This window comes from uncultured Campylobacter sp., from assembly GCF_938040115.1.
Classification (GTDB): Bacteria; Campylobacterota; Campylobacteria; order Campylobacterales; family Campylobacteraceae; genus Campylobacter_A.
Genome location: NZ_CALHXD010000178.1, coordinates 1 through 1,457, shown reverse-complemented (window position 1 = coordinate 1,457; position 1,457 = coordinate 1). Strand labels below are relative to the sequence as shown.

The window sequence follows — 1,457 nt, the reverse complement described above, 5'->3', positions numbered from 1 at the left end:
CTGCGCTAAATTTATTAATTTTGCTACGCGCTTTGGCTTTATTAAAAAGTCTAAAATTTATAGCGGCTCGCCGGGCTAAATTTAGCCTTGTTTTACGGCGTGCCGTTTTTGCTCCAAGCCAAACGCCCTAAGCGCGCAAGCCCGTCTAACGGGGAGCTAAATTTTGCCCGCTAATAGCGTCTTAGCCGTGAGCAGGCCTTACGCGCGAAACGAGCGATTTGCGATTTTTACGACTCAAAACGGTAAAATTTAAAAAGCCCTAGCCTAGCGTTTTTTAAATTTTATCCGCTAAATTTTAAGGATCTTTATGAAAAATTTCACCGCCGCCGATGCCGCCGAGCTACCAAACGTCCGCCTAGTCTCTCACCCGCTCATCGAGCACAAGCTAGCTATTTTGCGAGATGCCTCGACGCCGACCTTTCAGTTTAGGATGCTAGTCGATGAGATCAGCCACCTGATGATATTTGAAGCGACGCGCGATCTGGCGCTAAAAGACGTGAGCGTGCAGACCCCGGTCGCGCAGGCGCAGGCTAAAAAGCTAGCGACGAAGGTCATGATCTGCCCTATTTTGCGCGCCGCGCTGGGGATGTTAGAGAGCGTTTTTAAAATCATACCAAACGCCAGCGTCGGATTTTTGGGCTTTCAGCGAAACGAAAAGACCGCACAGGCCGAGTTTTTCTACGCTAAGCTACCCGCAGACGCCAATGAACGCGTCGCTATCGTCATCGATCCGATGTTTGCTACCGGCGGTACGGCGATAGACGCGGTCAAATTTTTACGCGAAAAAGGCGTAAAGCGGATCAAATTTATCTCCGTTATCGCCGCGCCCGAGGGCCTAAAAAGATTTAGCGAGATTTATCCGGACGTTAGCGTTTATACCGCCGCAATCGACGAGAGGCTAAACGAAAAAAACTACATCGTGCCGGGTCTTGGCGATGCGGGAGACCGCGTATTTAATACCTTGTAAATAGCACGTTTTTTGAGCGCCTTTGAATGAGCTAGACAATTTCACCCTGCGACAGATATTATGTCTAGTCTCGGGATGAAATTTTCGTCACAACATTTAAATCCGCCTCAAAATATCGACGCTCGTTTTTTGTGTCATTTTTTAGCAAAAGCCGATTTTTTCCCAGCATTTCGTGTACTTCCACTTATTTTTTGCCTCAAATTCAAGATTTATCGAATTTTGAGTTAAATTTTTGGTTAATATTTAAGGAGAGTACTTAAATTTATCCATCTTCGGCTTTATAAAATACGCTAAAATTATAAGTAAAAATTTGATTTATAAAGGACTAAAATGATACAGCAGCAGGTTGAAGGCCTTAGGCCTAGGAGTATCAATATAAACGGATCCGACGAAGATTTGGCTGAATTTGCAAAGCTTTTAACGGGGAAAATCGTGGTCTATAAACTTATAGAAAGTGGCGGCGAGCCGCTTGCACATAACTTAAGTGGCT

1 protein-coding gene is annotated in these 1,457 nt (G+C 45.0%); it reads left to right on the top strand.

What is annotated here, in order from left to right; all coding sequences use genetic code 11:
* Window positions 1-307: 307 nt before the first annotated feature.
* Entirely contained in the window at window positions 308-967 is a 660-nt protein-coding gene (gene upp, locus Q0314_RS06320) for a uracil phosphoribosyltransferase (protein ID WP_298057595.1), read from the top strand.
* The last annotated feature ends 490 nt before the right edge of the window (window positions 968-1,457 follow it).